Source organism: Candidatus Thiopontia autotrophica, assembly GCF_982804495.1.
In genome coordinates this window covers 32,821-47,884 of record NZ_CEYDPX010000009.1, presented here as the reverse complement: position 1 = coordinate 47,884, position 15,064 = coordinate 32,821, and the positions used below count along the sequence as shown (strand labels likewise).

At 48.8% G+C, this 15,064-nt stretch carries 16 protein-coding genes; 7 read left to right on the top strand and 9 right to left on the bottom strand.

Annotation, left to right across the window (positions count from 1 at the left end; all coding sequences use genetic code 11):
* Positions 1-114 precede the first annotated feature (114 nt).
* The 3 genes from yajC to secF are packed head-to-tail and all read left to right on the top strand — an operon-like array spanning position 115 to position 3,271.
* Positions 115-447 (top strand): preprotein translocase subunit YajC, encoded by a 333-nt coding sequence (yajC, locus tag AC3ZFK_RS04375; protein WP_487506671.1) that lies wholly within the window; start codon positions 115-117, stop codon positions 445-447.
* A gap of 12 nt (positions 448-459) precedes the next feature.
* The gene (gene secD / locus AC3ZFK_RS04370) at positions 460-2,322 is read left to right on the top strand and encodes a protein translocase subunit SecD (RefSeq protein ID WP_487506670.1); all 1,863 of its coding nucleotides are present in this window, start codon (positions 460-462) and stop codon (positions 2,320-2,322) included.
* 13 nt (positions 2,323-2,335) lie between these two features.
* The gene (secF, locus tag AC3ZFK_RS04365; protein WP_487506669.1) at positions 2,336-3,271 is read left to right on the top strand and encodes a protein translocase subunit SecF; all 936 of its coding nucleotides are present in this window, start codon (positions 2,336-2,338) and stop codon (positions 3,269-3,271) included.
* Here the strand turns inward: secF and AC3ZFK_RS04360 are convergent.
* From AC3ZFK_RS04360 to metG, 9 genes are read right to left on the bottom strand one after another with little or no spacing between them, the layout of a single operon-like run.
* Positions 3,260-3,691: a DUF1841 family protein gene (locus tag AC3ZFK_RS04360; RefSeq protein ID WP_487506668.1), complete on the bottom strand. Its 432-nt coding sequence runs from the start codon at positions 3,689-3,691 to the stop codon at positions 3,260-3,262. The two genes, secF and AC3ZFK_RS04360, sit on opposite strands and share 12 nt — an antisense overlap.
* Positions 3,692-3,713: 22 nt before the next feature.
* Positions 3,714-4,361: an endonuclease III gene (gene nth, locus AC3ZFK_RS04355; protein ID WP_487506667.1), complete on the bottom strand. Its 648-nt coding sequence runs from the start codon at positions 4,359-4,361 to the stop codon at positions 3,714-3,716.
* A 6-nt stretch (positions 4,362-4,367) separates the two neighbouring features.
* On the bottom strand, positions 4,368-5,057 hold the full coding sequence (locus AC3ZFK_RS04350) for an electron transport complex subunit E (RefSeq protein WP_487506683.1): 690 nt from the start codon (positions 5,055-5,057) through the stop codon (positions 4,368-4,370).
* Positions 5,047-5,700 (bottom strand): electron transport complex subunit RsxG, encoded by a 654-nt coding sequence (gene rsxG, locus AC3ZFK_RS04345; protein ID WP_487506666.1) that lies wholly within the window; start codon positions 5,698-5,700, stop codon positions 5,047-5,049. The genes AC3ZFK_RS04350 and rsxG overlap by 11 nt, the downstream gene beginning before the upstream one ends.
* 2 nt (positions 5,701-5,702) lie before the next feature.
* Complete coding sequence (gene rsxD, locus AC3ZFK_RS04340; RefSeq protein ID WP_487506665.1) at positions 5,703-6,719, bottom strand: electron transport complex subunit RsxD; 1,017 nt, start codon at positions 6,717-6,719, stop codon at positions 5,703-5,705.
* The gene (gene rsxC, locus AC3ZFK_RS04335; protein WP_487506664.1) at positions 6,706-8,322 is read right to left on the bottom strand and encodes an electron transport complex subunit RsxC; all 1,617 of its coding nucleotides are present in this window, start codon (positions 8,320-8,322) and stop codon (positions 6,706-6,708) included. Before rsxC ends, rsxD begins: the two co-directional genes overlap by 14 nt.
* Positions 8,319-8,852 carry an electron transport complex subunit RsxB gene (gene rsxB / locus AC3ZFK_RS04330; RefSeq protein WP_487506663.1) on the bottom strand — a complete coding sequence of 178 codons (534 nt, stop codon included), beginning with the start codon at positions 8,850-8,852 and terminating at the stop codon, positions 8,319-8,321. The genes rsxC and rsxB overlap by 4 nt, the downstream gene beginning before the upstream one ends.
* Positions 8,853-8,888: 36 nt before the next feature.
* Positions 8,889-9,470, bottom strand: a complete 582-nt coding sequence (rsxA, locus tag AC3ZFK_RS04325) for an electron transport complex subunit RsxA (RefSeq protein WP_487506662.1) — start codon at positions 9,468-9,470, stop codon at positions 8,889-8,891.
* A 25-nt stretch (positions 9,471-9,495) separates the two neighbouring features.
* Complete coding sequence (gene metG / locus AC3ZFK_RS04320) at positions 9,496-11,541, bottom strand: methionine--tRNA ligase (RefSeq protein WP_487506661.1); 2,046 nt, start codon at positions 11,539-11,541, stop codon at positions 9,496-9,498.
* Positions 11,542-11,786: 245 nt separating this feature from the next.
* Between metG and apbC the strand changes: the two genes are divergently transcribed.
* From apbC to AC3ZFK_RS04300, 4 genes are all read left to right on the top strand, one after another.
* The gene (gene apbC, locus AC3ZFK_RS04315) at positions 11,787-12,875 is read left to right on the top strand and encodes an iron-sulfur cluster carrier protein ApbC (protein ID WP_487506660.1); all 1,089 of its coding nucleotides are present in this window, start codon (positions 11,787-11,789) and stop codon (positions 12,873-12,875) included.
* A 114-nt stretch (positions 12,876-12,989) separates the two neighbouring features.
* Positions 12,990-13,469, top strand: coding sequence for a deoxycytidylate deaminase (locus tag AC3ZFK_RS04310; RefSeq protein ID WP_487506659.1), 480 nt, complete (start codon positions 12,990-12,992; stop codon positions 13,467-13,469).
* A 49-nt stretch (positions 13,470-13,518) separates the two neighbouring features.
* Positions 13,519-14,766 carry an ATP-binding protein gene (locus tag AC3ZFK_RS04305; RefSeq protein ID WP_487506658.1) on the top strand — a complete coding sequence of 416 codons (1,248 nt, stop codon included), beginning with the start codon at positions 13,519-13,521 and terminating at the stop codon, positions 14,764-14,766.
* Entirely contained in the window at positions 14,766-15,038 is a 273-nt protein-coding gene (locus AC3ZFK_RS04300; RefSeq protein ID WP_487506657.1) for a hypothetical protein, read from the top strand. Before AC3ZFK_RS04305 ends, AC3ZFK_RS04300 begins: the two co-directional genes overlap by 1 nt.
* The last annotated feature ends 26 nt before the right edge of the window (positions 15,039-15,064 follow it).

Here is a 15,064-nt window from a genome sequence, read left to right as displayed (position 1 = left end):
TGATTTTGTGAGAGATTTTTATCAGGGACGCTCGGGAGAGCGCTCGAAATAGGGGGGTGAGTAGGGTACTATTCTCTGCTGTTTAAACGGAGCTGTAACAAAGGAGTGTTTATTATGAGTTTTTTGATTTCTGATGCTGTGGCCGCTGGTGCGGCTGCAGAGCAGGCGCCGGCATGGACCGGGATTCTGCCTATGGTGATTCTTTTTGTGATCTTCTATTTTCTGCTGATTCGTCCTCAGCAGAAGAAGGCTAAAGAGCACCGCAATATGGTGAACGAGCTCTCCAAGGGGGATGAGGCAGTAACAACAGGGGGGATACTCGGCAAGATTCGCAGGGTTGGAGAGAACTTCGTTGATCTTGAGGTGGCCGATGGAGTAACTCTTACTATCCAGAAACCTCAGATTTCACAGTTGATGCCGAAGGGAACCTTGAAGTCCAATAAATAGTAGCCAAAACCAATGATCAACCAATACCCACTCTGGAAAAGTCTGCTGATCGCCCTTGTGGTTCTGATTGCAGCAATTTATGCACTTCCCAACCTTTATGGAGAGGATCCTGCAGTTCAAATCTCACTTGCAGAAAGGGGAGAGATGACTCCAGCCACTCAATCCAGAGTGAAGTCCATATTGGAGCAGCGAGACATTCCGTTTAAATCAGTAGAGCATGAGGGGGGAAAGCTGCTGGCCAGATTCAACCGTACAGAGGATCAGCTTAAGGGGATGGACTGGATTCGTCAGGAGCTTGGTGACCAGTATGTTACAGCTCTGAATCTTGCCCAGACTACGCCAGAGTGGTTGCGAGGCCTTGGGGGAGAGCCAATGTATCTTGGCTTGGATCTGCGAGGTGGTGTTCACTTCCTGATGGAGGTGGATATGGATGAGGCTATCACCAAGGCTGAGCAGCGTTATGTAAGTGATTTGCGTGTCATCTTGCGCAAGGAGAAGATTCGCTACAAGAGTATTGGTCGTGGCAGTGAAGGCGGCGTTATTCTGCGCTTTGCCAATAGCGGTGCCCGTGAGGTTGCTGGCAAACGTATCAAACAGGAGTATCCGCGTCTGTTGCGTGAGGAGCGTGATAATGACGGTTTGCAGGTGCTGGTTTTAACTATAGGCAAGCAGGAGATTGAGGAGACTCGCAAGTTTGCGCTACAACAGAATATTACAACCCTGAGAAACAGAGTTAATGAACTTGGTGTAGCAGAGCCGGTAATTCAGCAACAGGGAAAAAATCGTATTGTTGTACAACTGCCTGGGGTGCAGGATACAGCGCGAGCAAAAGAGATTCTTGGAGCAACCGCAACCCTGGAGTTCCGTCTGGTGGCGGAGGGGCATGACCCCTATGAGGCTGCTGAACAGGGTCGAGCGCCAGCCGGTGCACTGTTGTACAAGGAGCGTGATGGAACCCCGGTTCTATTGAAGCGTCGCGTACTGTTGACTGGTGACTCTGTAATTGATGCATCCTCAGGCATTGAGCAGCAGTCAGGAAGTGCAGCAGTATTTATTACCCTGGATGGCAAGGGCGCCAGACGCATGTCCAATGGTACGCGAGACAATATTGGCAAGCGCATGGCGGTTGTCTTCATCGAAACCAAAATGGAGACACAGCTGGTAGATGGTGAACGGATACGGATTCGCAAGAAGAAGCAGGAGGTGATCAATGTGGCGGTTATTCGTGATCAACTTGGCAAGCGTTTCCAGGTGACCGGGCTGGATAGTACCGAAGAGGCGCGGGATCTTGCGCTACTGTTGCGTGCGGGTGCTCTGGCTGTACCCATGGAGATTGTTGAAGAGCGTACTGTTGGCCCAAGTCTTGGGCAGGATAATATCGACAAGGGTTTCCTCTCGGTAATGATTGGTTTTGTCCTGGTTCTGATATTTATGGCGATCTACTACAGGGTATTCGGATTGGTTGCCAACCTTGCGCTATCATTTAATCTTGTATTTATTGTGGCGGTGCTATCGCTAATTCAGGCAACACTTACACTGCCGGGTATTGCCGGTATTGTGTTGACAGTTGGTATGGCGGTGGATGCAAATGTACTCATCTTCGAACGTATTCGTGAAGAGCTGCGTTCCGGGAATTCCCCACAGGCAAGTATTCATGCCGGCTATGACAAGGCCTTCTCTACCATTATGGATGCCAACGTAACAACCCTGATTGCAGCAATTGTCCTCTTTGCATTCGGTACTGGCCCTATCAAGGGGTTTGCGGTGACCCTCTCTATCGGTATTGTCACCTCAATGTTTACTGCAATTATGGGGACACGTGCAGTCATTAACCTGATCTACGGTGGTCGTAAGGTCAAACAGCTGTCGATTTGATCGGAGTAACAATATGCAGATTCTAAAAGAGGGACTTAATCTGGACTTTATGGGGAAGCGCAAGATTGCGACAATCTTCTCCCTGGTTCTGGTCATGATTTCATCGGTTTCGCTTTTCACCCTGAAGCTTAACCCAGGCATTGATTTTACTGGTGGAACACTTATTGAGGTTGGGTATTCACAGCCTGCCGAGCTCAGCCATATTCGTGCAGCACTTGATGACTCAGGTTTTGGTGGCGCAATTGTCCAGCATTTTGGTACATCGCAGGATGTATTGATCCGCCTGGCACCAAAAGAGGGAGTTAATTCTGCCGATCTCAGTAGTCAGGTATTGGCTACATTGAAGAGTACTGGTGATGTGGAGATGCGTCGAGTCGAGTTTGTGGGGCCACAGGTGGGTGAGGAGCTTACTGAGGATGGTGGTCTTGCAGTGCTTTTCTCTCTGTTTGCAATCCTGATCTATGTGGCACTCCGTTTTGAGTACCGCTTTTCGATTGGATCGGTGGTGGCGTTGATTCATGATGTATTATTGACACTTGGTGTTTTCTCTCTGTTGCAGATTGAGTTTGATCTCTCTGTTCTTGCAGCTATTCTGGCGGTTATCGGTTACTCACTAAACGATACTATTGTGGTTTTTGACCGTATACGTGAGAACTTCAGAAAAATGCGCAAGGGGACATCTACCGATATCATTAATCAATCTCTTAACCAGACCCTGTCACGTACCTTGATGACATCTGTTACAACCTTGATTGTGCTACTGGCTCTGTTTTTTCTCGGCGGAGAGGTAATTCACGGTTTTGCTCTGGCACTTATTGTAGGTGTACTGGTTGGAACATACTCGTCCATCTATGTGGCCAGTAACACCATTCTGGCGCTTGGAATCAGTAAGGAGGATCTTATGCCTCCTCAGAAAGAGGGTGCAGAACAGCCTGATTCAGTGGTGTAGTTTTTCAACACAGCGCAGGTATGACTGCTCATCAGGGGGGTTGCCATCTCGCTGTCCACGCCACAGGGTCTCGCCAAGACACTCCATCATCTGGTGTTCGGTCTCGTGACCATCTCCAATCTGTTTGAGTAGTTTTTTTGTGGCTTGACGGATGCCTGGGGGGCGGTCAGTCGAGAGTTGCTCACGAATTGCCATATGCATACCCATATGGAGAAACGGATTACTCTCTCCCATCTCCGGGGTCCACTCTTTCTCAACCCCATCATCTCCACTCTCCAGCAGTTTATGGTATTCCGGGTGTGCCTGGATGATATCTACAAGCTGTACCTCCAGAGGCTCCAGAGGCAGCTTTTGTAGTCTCTTCTGCCATGCCTGCAGGTAAAAACGTCGGATCTCTTCACGGTTTTGGGTAAAGATCATGTTAAGGAATCTCTGAAAAAGCTTAATGGGATGGGGGTTTGATGGTCTTCTCTCTGTATTCGCAAAGGTCAAGAATACAGCACTCCGAACATTTTGGGGTACGGGCAACACAAGTATATCTTCCGTGTAGTATAAGGAGATGGTGAGCATCCTTCTTGTACTGTGCAGGAACAAACTTTATTAGCCCTTTCTCTACCTCCAGAACATTTTTCCCTTTAGCGATTTTAGTACGGTTTGATACTCGAAAGATGTGGGTATCAACTGCTATGACAGGGTGCCCAAAGGCGGTATTGAGGATTACATTTGCCGTCTTGCGACCCACACCTGGTAGAGACTCCAGCGCGTCACGTTGGTCTGGTACCTCATCGTTGTACCGGTTATGAACTATTTTGGCGGTCTGCAGAAGATGTTTGGCCTTGCTGTTGAATAGTCCAATAGTCCTGATGTAGCGTTTGAGCCCAGACTCTCCAAGATTGATTATTGCCTCTGGGGTGTTGGCAACCATAAAGAGTTTTGCCGTTGCCTTGTTGACACTCACATCTGTAGCCTGGGCAGAGAGCATAACAGAGACCAGTAGCTCAAATGTGGAGCTGTAGTTTAGTTCAGTGGTGGGGTTGGGAATGGCTACGGAGAGACGATGGAAAATCTTCTCTCTTATATCTCTGTTCACAGGATGTCAGACGGTTTGGGGAATAGTGGCGGTTTCTCTCTCCCCTCGAGCTTTTATGACACGTTGATCGATTCTGTTTTTGGCCGCAATGATTAATCCCAGACCTATAAATGCACCCGGGGGGAGAATGGCAAGCAGGAAGCCGCGGTAATTCTCTACCAGAGTTATGGTCATCCACTCTGCTCCCTGACCGAACATTAGATCGGATTGGATAAAGAGGGTGCCAAAGCCGAAAACCTCACGCATACCACCAAGCAACATAAGAATAAGGGTGAATCCAACTCCCATGCTGATGGCATCAACAAGCGATGGCAGCAGGGAGTTGCGGGCAGCGAATGACTCTGCACGACCAATAATTGCACAGTTAGTGACAATCAATGGAATGAAGATTCCCAGCACCAGAAACAGCTCATGAAACCATGCGTTCATGGCAAGCTCAATACCGGTTACGGTGCAGGCGATGATTAGTACAAATACGGGGATGCGAATCTCTTTGGTTATGATGTTGCGAATGGATGAGACCATCAGATTGGAGATGATCAGGGTGAGCGTGGTTGCCAGCCCCAACCCCAGACCATTGATAGTTGTTGTTGTGACTGCCAGAAGAGGGCAGAGCCCAAGAAGTTGAACCAGTCCCGCATTGTTCCCCCAGAGGCCATCACTGATGATTTTTCTGTAACTTCCCTCAGTTTGCATGATCATCTACGCCTCTATCCAATAGTACTGATTTATGTTCCCTGAAATATCGTAGACTTCTGTGTACGGCCTTGACGATTGCGCGAGGGGTTATGGTTGCGCCGGTAAACTGGTCAAAAATACCGCCATCCTTTTTGACATTCCACTGTTTTTTTGTGAGGTTTTTAAGTGAATATCCATTGAAGGAGAGGATCCAGTCAGATTTCTTGATGTCAATCAGGTCTCCCAGCCCCGGGGTCTCTGAGTGTCCAACTACCCGTACTCCGGCAAGAGATCCATCACTATTGATTGCAACCAGCAGATTGATCTTTCCGTTATATCCTTCATCGCTGGTTGGGGTTAGAAGTACTGTGTGGATAACCCCGCTGCTTTTGGCCAGGTATGCCGGAGTGGATTGTGAGGTCCCCAGTAGTTCGTCAGCTGGAACTGTTATCTTATCTTCCAGCAGGTTGTTGTCATATCTGGACTCTGGAACCAGTTGAGTAAGCAACCTGAGTACAGCAAGGCGCTCGTTTTCTGCAATCTGTTCTTTGGTCTCTTCATAGGTTATAGCAACCAGAGCTGTGCCCAGAAATGCAAAGATCGCAAGAACTCCAGCTCCACGCAGGGCAACCTTTAGAATCTCCTTGCTCTTGCTATCCATATTTACCCATCATCCTCCGGATTTTTCTCTTCACCGTAGATTGTTGGTTCTGTAAAGTGGTCAATCATCGGGGCGAACATGTTCATTAATAGCACACTGAAGGCGATGGCATCTGGATAACCTCCCCAGGTGCGGATGATATAAATCAGTACCCCAATGCCTGCGCCAAACCAGATTCTCCCTTTTGGTGAGGTGGCTGCAGTTACCGGATCGGTTGCAATAAAGAATACTCCCAGCATGGTGCCACCACTTAACAGGTGATACATGGGGGTTGTGAAGTTGTCCGGGTCAATGGTGTTGAAGGTGAATGCGGTCAGGTGTAGTGCCAGTAGCATGCTTACTGGAATATGCCATGAGATGGTTCTGGTGGCCAACAGAATCAATCCACCAAATAGAAATGCAAGATTACTCCACTCCCACCCTGCACCGGCCAGAGTGCCAGTGGGGATTTGTGCCAGGCTTTCACGAATAGTTAATCCCAGATCAAGATTTGTCTTCATTGAATCAAGAGGGGTTGCCGCACTGATAGCATCCAGATGGAGTGATTCACCTATACCAAAAATCATGTTCAGGGATGAACCCATACTTATTGTTGCCCCATCGAGCCCCGCAGGAGGAAGCCAGCTAGTCATCTCTACAGGGAAGGATATAAGCAAAATCACATAACCAACCATTGCAGGATTGAATGGGTTTTGTCCAAGTCCACCATATAGCTGTTTGGCAAGGATGATTGCGAACAGGGTTCCGAGCACGGCCATCCACCAAGGGAGAAGAGGGGGTAGGGCAGCGGCAAGCAACAGTGCCGTGAGGATGGCGCTAAGATCACTGACCCCACTCATTGGCGAGCGTCCTCTTGTCAGCAGGATCAGTGATTCGGCGATGATGGCAGTTATAACAGTAATTGCTGAGTGAATCAGAACTCCCGGGCCAAATATCCAGTAGAGGGCAAATATTCCCGGAATAAGGGCAAAAATCACTGTCCCCATCTCGCGTGATGTGGTGTTGTTAACTCTGGCCATTGTCTGCACCATCCTTTTTATCTGTCGGCTGACTGTTTTCCGAGTTGCTGTTCGCCAACTTCTTGGCTTTCGTCCTCTCTATAGCGGCACGGATAGCCTCTTTTTTACTGTTGTCATCACTCTCTTGCTCACTTCCTCTGCTCTTCTTTGCTTTTAGTGCAGCCCGTTTTTTAGCCAGTTTTTTAGCCTTCTCCTCTTTTTCCCTGAGTAGACGGTCATCACGGAATTCGTGTCGTTTGCGAGCCTCCTCGGATTTTGCCTTCTCTCTCTGTTGGCTTCGCAGTACCCCTTTGGCATGGCGGTAGTAGTCGACCAGGGGAATATTACTTGGGCATACGTAGTCGCAGCATCCACATTCGATGCAGTCAAAAATGTGTAGCTCTCCCGTCTTCTCAAAATCACGTGACTGTGAGGCCCAATATAGTTGTTGAGGGAGGAGAGAGGCTGGGCAGGAATCACTGCAGGCACCACAGCGAATACAGTTGCGTATTTCTGGACGGGGGGGCAACGAAGAGATTTTTTGTACAATCAGGCAGTTTACAGTCTTGATTATTGAACTCTCTGGAGACTGGAGTTTAAACCCCATCATTGGCCCACCAACTGTTATCTCCACTGGCTCATCGCTAATCAAGCAGTTATCAAGCAGGGTTTTGATGGGGGTACCAATGGCGACCCTGTAATTTCCCGGCCTGGTGACGCCGTCACCGGTCACAGTTACCAGGCGATGGGTGAGTGGTTTCTCCAGAATGGCATGGTAAATTGCCTGTGCTGTTGCAACATTCTGGCTGAGAACGGAGATATCATGGGCGTATCCACTACTTGGAACCTCCTGGCCAGTCAGAATTTTAATTAGCTGCTTTTCGCCACCGGAAGGGTAGAGTGTAGGTATGGTTACGATGTCTATAGAGGATGATGATGTGGCAGCTGCCTTTTGCATCTCCATTATCGCTTCCGGTTTGTTGTCTTCTATACCAACCATAATCTCTTCTGGTTTTAATAGATGGTCAATCACCTCAATGCCACGAATAATCTCATCGGCACTCTCCTGCATAAGGCGATCATCACAGGTGATATACGGCTCGCACTCCATGCCGTTGATGATTAATGTCTTGATCCTGGCTTGAGTACCGGTACGTATTTTTGTGGAGGTTGGAAATCCAGCCCCGCCAAGCCCAATAACTCCAGCCATCCGGATGCGCGTAACAATATCTTCTGCGGGTAGATCATTAAGTATCTGTTGCAGATCTATCGGCTCAGCGGCAACAGAATCTGTGTCGTTGTCAGGTTCGCTCTTTATTACTATTGCCAGATTGTCCATGCCTGAAGGGTGGGTGAATGGACGCATCTCGATGGCTGTCACTATGCCTTTGCATGGGGCATGTACAGGGGCACTTAGTGGATGAAAGCATTCACTGATGCGTTGCCCTTTTTTTATGTGATCTCCTACTGCGACCAGAGGTCTATTTACAGCACCAATCCCCTGGTTGAGAGAGATGACCACTTCTGCCGGATCTGGTACAGGTAGTACCGGTTCACTACGTGTTAGCGATTTCTCTTCTGCAGGGTGGATGCCGCCATGATATTTGTACAGAGGAGTGATCATGCGGCCTCTCTCGATGGCGCTGGCCAGATCCAGTCATTGATCTCTTCAGGGATTGGCTCCATGGTAATGCAGTCTACTGGGCAAGGGGGGAGACAAAGCTCACACCCTGTGCACTCAGAGGTGATTACAGTGTGCATATTTTTGGCGGCACCGAGGATGGCATCAACAGGACAGGCCTGTATGCATAGGGTGCAGCCGATACATGTATTTTCATCAATCAGAGCAATACTGGGTAGCCGCTCTTCCTGTTCCAGGGCAACTGGTTCACGGTCCAACAGATCAGCCAGTGCAACCATTACACTCTCTCCGCCAGGTGGACAGAGATTGATCTCTGCCCCATTTTTGGCGATAGCCTCTGCGTATGGTTTGCACCCTGGATAACCGCATTGTCCACACTGAGTCTGGGGAAGTAGCTGATCAATTTTTTCAACAATTGGATCTCCCTCAATCCGGTAACGGATAGAGGCAAAGCCCAGCAGGGCACCAAATGCAGATGCCAGTACAGTGATTGCCAGAATAGCACTTAGCATCAGCGTCTCATCTCGCTATCTGGTGAGAGATGCGGGTTAGACATGAACCAATCCGGTAAAGCCCATAAACGCAATAGAGAGAAGACCAGCAGTTATAAGGGCGATGGATGCGCCACGAAATGGTTCTGGCACATCGGCCCCAGATATCCTTTCACGGATTGCAGCAAATGCAACCAGTACCAGAGAAAAGCCAATGGCGGCACCAAAACCAAAAGCAGCAGACTCAATAAAGCTGTGTTGCTCCCGGGTATTGAGTAGAGCAACACCCAATACGGCACAGTTTGTGGTTATGAGTGGTAGAAAAATTCCCAGCACCTGGTAGAGCATAGGGCTGGTTTTATGCACAAACATCTCGGTGAAGTTGACGATAGCAGCAATCACCAGGATAAATGCGATGGTTCTCAGATACTCAAGTCCGAGAGGAATAAGCAGATATTCATTAACCAGATAACTTAATGCGGCAGAGAGGGTCAGCACAAAGGTGGTGGCAAGCCCCATGCCAATAGCCGTTTCCAGTTTTTTGGAGACCCCCATAAAAGGGCAGAGGCCAAGAAACTTTACCAGGACAAAGTTGTTGACCAGAATTGTGCTGACAAGGATTAAGGCTATTTCAGTCAAATCTATTTTCTCGGTATGCTGGCTATTACTTTATTCTCATACCTGGTGTTGCGCCATCATCTGGATGGAGGATAAAGAGATCATCACCTCCTGGTCCAGCGGCCAGTACCATCCCTTCGGACATGCCAAAGCGCATCTTTCTTGGCGCGAGGTTGGCAACCATGACTGTTAGCTTTCCCTCGAGTGATTCTGGGGTGTAGGCGGATTTGATGCCGGCAAAGACATTTTTCTTCTCACTACCCAGATCAAGAGTAAGTTGCAGCAGGCGATCTGCCCCCTCAACTGGAGCCGCTTTTTCGATTCTGGCAACACGCAGATCAATTTTGGCAAAATCATCAAACTGGATCTCTGGTGAAATGGGCTCAACTGTATCAGCAGAAGGTTTCTGTTTTGTTTCAGGTTGTTTTGCGCCTGTCTGCAATGACTCTTTCGACTCCTCAACCATGGCCAATGTATCCTTCTCCTCTACGCGCTGCATCAGCGGTCTGAATTTATTAATAGCGGTGCCCTCAAGAGGCTGCTGTAGTGCATCCCAACTTAGTTGACCAGCATTTAGAAAGCTCTCGACATTTTCTGCCATCACAGGGAGCACAGGCTTGAGATATGTCATCAAGGCGCGGAACAGGTTAAGACCTACACTGCAGGCATCCTGTACCTCCTGCTGCTTGCCTTCCTGTTTTGCCAGTACCCATGGTTTCTTCTCGTCAATATAACGGTTTGCCTGGTCTGCCAGGGCCATGATTTCGCGAATGGCGCGTCCGAAATCACGATCTTCATAATGTTTGGCGATAGAGTCGCCCTGGGTGACAAACTCCTGGTACAGATCCATCTCGCTACAGCTGTCAGAGAGTTTGCCATCAAATTTTTTGGTTATGAAGCCGGCACAGCGGCTGGCAATATTTACCACCTTGCCAACCAGATCCGAATTGACCCTGGCACGAAAGTCATCCAGATTGAGATCCAGATCCTCAATGCCACGCCCAAGTTTGGCAGCAAAATAGTAACGGAGTGCCTCAGGGTTCAGGTGGTCGAGCCATGTCCTTGCCTTGATAAAGGTTCCCCTGGATTTGGACATCTTCTGTCCATTTACGGTAAGAAAGCCATGTGCATTGATTGCTGTTGGGGTGCGAAACCCTGCACCATGTAGCATGGCGGGCCAGAACAGGGCATGGAAATAGATTATGTCCTTGCCAATAAAGTGATAGAGCTCGGCGTTGCTGTCATCAGACCAGAATGCATCAAAGTCTATATCTTCACGTTCGCACAGGTTTTTGAAGCTGGCCATGTAGCCGATGGGAGCATCTAGCCATACGTAGAAATATTTGTCTTCAGTATCAGGGATGCGGAAACCAAAGTAGGGGGCATCTCTTGAGATATCCCACTCCTGGAGTCCCGCTTCAAACCACTCATCAAGTTTGCGGGAGACCTCTTCCTGGAGGTGTCCTCCATGAGTCCACCTCTTCAGCATCTCCTCAAACTCTGTAAGCTTGAAAAAGTAGTGTTCTGACTCTCTGTTGACCGGGGTTGCTCCGGATACTGCCGAGACTGCATTTTTTAATTCAGAGGTTGAGTAGGTGGCACCACATACCTCACAGTTGTCACCATACTGGTCGTCAGCACCACATTTTGGACATGTACCCTTGATAAAGCGGTCCGGCAGAAACATCTCCCGTTCCGGATCGTACGCCTGTTCAATGGTGCGTGTTGTTATGTAACCATTGTCCCGTAATTTCTGATATATCTCGGTGGAAAGCTCGCGATTCTCATCAGAGTGGGTAGAGTGGAAGTTATCAAAATCGATCAGGAAGTCATCAAAATCTGCCTTGTGCTCTTTGGCAACATTGGCGATCAGCTCCTCCGGCGTAACTCCCTCATTCTGGGCGCGCAACATTATTGGGGTGCCGTGGGCATCATCAGCACAGACGTAGTAACAATTGTTCCCCTGCATTTTCTGAAAACGTGTCCAGATATCGGTCTGAATATACTCGACCATATGTCCAATATGGATACTTCCATTGGCATAGGGGAGGGCGCTGGTTATCAGGATGTTACGAGGGGATGAATTGGACATTTGTTATTGAACCCAGACGAGTAGGGCACTCTTCTTATAATTTTATTTGTAATGTAATTCAGTGATTTTAACCAATTAGAGAGCAAACTACACATGCTTTTGTCGTCAACAAGAGCATGAACCAAACTATGCTACAACAGACCATAATAACCAACAAAAATTATCAACTATTTGTTCTATTGAATAGGGTGAATATGGTAACATCAGCAAATTCTGTTAAATCAAAATTAATCTGGAGTTTTCCCATGTCCGAAGTGACCCGCGAGGCAGTAGAGTCCGCAATCAGTGCCTATATTGATCCTTATCTTGATACAGACCTTATCTCTGCAAAGGCAGTAAAGGATGTGGTAATTGATGGCGGAAAAGTGACTGTAGATATTGAGTTGGGGTTTCCTGCCAAAGGATATGCAGATACCCTGAGCGAGGCCGTTGCTGAAAAAGTGAATGCAGTGGATGGAGTATCTGAAGCAGCAGTTAATGTAGGCTGGAGCATCGTCTCTCATGCGGTTCAGAAAGGTGTTCAAGCTGTTGACGGCGTTAAAAACATTATCGCAGTTGCATCAGGCAAAGGTGGTGTTGGTAAATCTACAACTGCAGTAAATCTTGCTCTTGCGCTCTCTGCAGAGGGGGCTAATGTGGGGATGCTGGATGCAGATATATATGGTCCAAGTCAGCCACGCATGCTGGGTGCTCATGGCGCCAAGCCGGAGTCACCAGATGGCAAGGTTCTTATGCCAATTAAATCATACGATCTGCAATCCATGTCAATTGGGTATCTGGTTGAGGAGGATACCCCAATGATCTGGCGTGGTCCGATGGTCACGCAGGCACTTGAGCAGTTACTTAAGGATACACAGTGGGATGATCTTGATTATCTGGTTATTGATCTGCCACCAGGTACTGGTGATACCCAGTTGACGTTAGCGCAGAAGATTCCTGTTAGTGGTGCAATTATTGTAACTACCCCACAAGATATAGCTCTGTTGGATGCGGTCAAGGGTCTGAAGATGTTCGAGAAGGTTGAGGTCCCGGTTCTTGGTGTGGTGGAGAATATGAGTATCCATATCTGTTCAAACTGTGGTCATGAAGAGCATATTTTTGCAGAGGGCGGTGGACGTCGTATGGCAGAAGAGGGGCATGTGGATTTCCTCGGCGAACTACCGCTGGACAAGGCAATTCGTAGCGATACTGATGACGGAAAACCAACGGTTGTTGCAGATCCTGAGGGGCATATTGCCGGCATATATCGTGAGATTGCACGTCGTTCCACAGCTAAACTTGCACAACAGAAGAGGGATTTCACTACGAAATTCCCGAATATCGTCATTCAGTAACGGATAGAAACAAGCTGTATATAGCCGCTATGAGCCCTTTGCGTTCATGGCGGTTTTTTTATGGTCAGGATATACTTCTCTCCGCACAATAACAGGGAAGTGGAGTGATATCTGATGAGTATTGAGTTGGGGAAGTGGGATCGGCGTTTTCTGGGGCTGGCTGCCCATGTGGCGAAGTGGTCGAAGGATCCAAGCACTCAGGTTGGTGCAGTAATTGCCAATGACAAACGGGTTGTCTCGTTAGGTTTTAATGGTTTTCCGCAAGGGTTGTCGGATGACCATCGTCTGCATGACCGGGAGACAAAGTATTCTCTTGTGCTTCATGCAGAAGAGAACGCACTTCTCTTCGCAAACTCTGATCTGACTGGCAATACGATCTACGTCTATCCGCTGCCGCCATGTTCACGGTGTGCTGCAAAGATTATTCAGACAGGGATAACGAGAGTAGTGACCACTATTCCAGATGATATGTCACGTTGGGAAGATAGCGTTGCTCTGACCAGAACAATTTTTCAGGAGTCTGGTGTCGAGATGGTTGAGGTTCCGCTTGCTGCAAATTCAATACAAACGGACGGCACAATGCCTTTCAAATAGACGCATTAAACCTTTCATTTAGCCGTGCCCGCAGTTACACTTGGTTAACATGAACAAGCCTGTTTTGCATCCACGCTTTCTGCTGTCACGAGTCAATGATGCACTGGCAGATACGCCAGTGGTCTTGATCCACGGGCCGCGGCAGTGCGGCAAGACTACATTAGCTCAGCAGGTGGGTGATGCGGATGGTTTTACCTACCTGAGCTTTGATGACGATGTTCAACGGGCTTCCGCGCAGGTGGATCCCGTGGGCTATGTTGCGGATTTGCCTGAAAAGGTGGTGCTGGATGAAGTGCAGCGCGTACCGGAGTTGTTTACCTCATTGAAGGCTAGTGTCGATGCTAAACGTCAGCCAGGCAGGTTTATCCTGACGGGTTCGGCCAATGTGCTGCTGGTGCCTAAACTGGGTGATTCACTGGCGGGCCGTATGGAGATTTTACGGCTACATCCGTTGTCCCGTACCGAACTGGCTGGATCTGAGCCCCGGTTTCTGGCGAACCTGTTTGGTAATGGGTTTAAGGTAGGGAAATCCGGTGGTCGTATGGCTAGGGAACTGGCTGGACTTGTGGTCGCTGGCGGTTATCCTGCTGCGTTGGCGCGCGCCACAGAAGGTCGCCGCGCGGCCTGGTATCGTGACTATATCGATACTCTGGTGCAACGTGATGTGCGTGATTTGGCGCGCATCAACGCTCTGGATGCTTTGCCGCGGCTTCTGACATTGGCAGCGGGGCAAACAGCAAGGCTACTGAATGTCACCGATCTGGCTGCACCCTTTCAATTGAGTCGCCCCACTATCCGTGACTATATGACGTTGCTGGCGAGAATTTTTTTACTAGACGAGTTGCCTCCATGGCATAGTAATCGTCTGCGTCGCCTTATTAAGAGGCCCAAGTTACATCTGGGTGATACCGGACTGGCCTGCGCCTTGCTTGGGGTGAATGCAAAGACATTGTGGGATGATCGTGCTCTGTATGGACAGTTGCTGGAAACCTTTGTCTATCAGGAGTTGCGGCGTCATGCAAGCTGGCAAGAAGAACCCGTGAACTTTTATCATTTTCGTGACAAGGACGGGGCCGAAGTGGATGTGGTGATGGAGTCTGGGGGCAAGCTTTCTGGGGTTGAGGTTAAGGCAGCCTCCACGGTGGTGTCTGATGATTTCAAAGGATTGCGTAAGCTGAAAAATGGTGCGGGCAGACGTTTTGCTGTGGGTGTTCTGCTTTACGATGGGGATGCGATTACTCCCTTTGGAGAGGATCTGTATGCTGTTCCCATCGCCTGTTTGTGGGAGAGTCGCTGATGCCTTACACCGAAGACACCCTGGTTCAACAAACGACAGCCGAATATTTAGAAAATGAACTCGGTTGGGATTCGGTGTACGGCTACAATAACGAGACCTTCGGGCCGGACGGCACGCTCGGCCGGGACTCGGACTGTGATGTAGTACTTATCAGGCCACTGCGGGAAAAGTTGGTTGAGCTAAATCCGGATCTACCAGCTGATGCTTACGATTATGCTGTACGCCAGATCGTGGTGACCGCCTCAGGAAGCGTACAATGGTACAGAACCTGAAGCAGGTTATCGAAACCCGGCTGTAG